This is a genomic window from Stutzerimonas nitrititolerans (assembly GCF_003696285.1).
GTDB lineage: Bacteria > Pseudomonadota > Gammaproteobacteria > Pseudomonadales > Pseudomonadaceae > Stutzerimonas > Stutzerimonas nitrititolerans.
On sequence record NZ_RFFL01000076.1, the window covers coordinates 1 to 566 of the forward strand.

Sequence of the window (566 nt, forward strand, 5' to 3'; positions counted from 1 at the left end):
ACTCTGTGCAGTTTGGATAAACAGTACATTCACGCCCGCTCATTCTGAACGCACGGAACTGTGGGGGCTCTGTGCAAAGCTCTTCAAATTTAGTCTCCCAGCGCCCAGTGCAAGGTTTCCAACCGCGCTGAGTCTTTAGCCAATAACCCCTGAGATAAGGTCGCTCTTGTTTGTCAACTTCGAAATTTAGCCGTACGGTTTTCTGGTCAAGCTCGCTGACCGGGAGATAAGCACCCGCTCCCTTGCAACTCAACAGCTTGCTAATCTCGCCCCGCCGTGATTTAGCCTTACTCAACTGGAACCACCAAGAACATACGGCCGTCTTGGCAACAACCCCATCCTCCCCAAAGGCCGGCGCACCTTCAGGAAGCTTATCGACTATAACCAATCCACCATTGTCATAAGTTTGTTGCCAGTCCTTGTCACCATAACGGCCATATATGAACAACCCGACCTTACCCAACTTCATCTCGCAAAGCCCATCGCGGTAGCTGACGGGTATTTTGAAGCGGTATTGGTGAGGGGCACTGTCGAAATTCGATTGGAACGTCTTGGCCTGCCAACGA

At 51.4% G+C, this 566-nt stretch carries 1 protein-coding gene; it reads right to left on the minus strand.

Features of this window, described 5'->3' with window-relative positions:
- On the minus strand, positions 1-566 hold a 566-nt coding region (locus tag EA795_RS21340), incomplete at both ends, for a hypothetical protein (protein ID WP_122079250.1).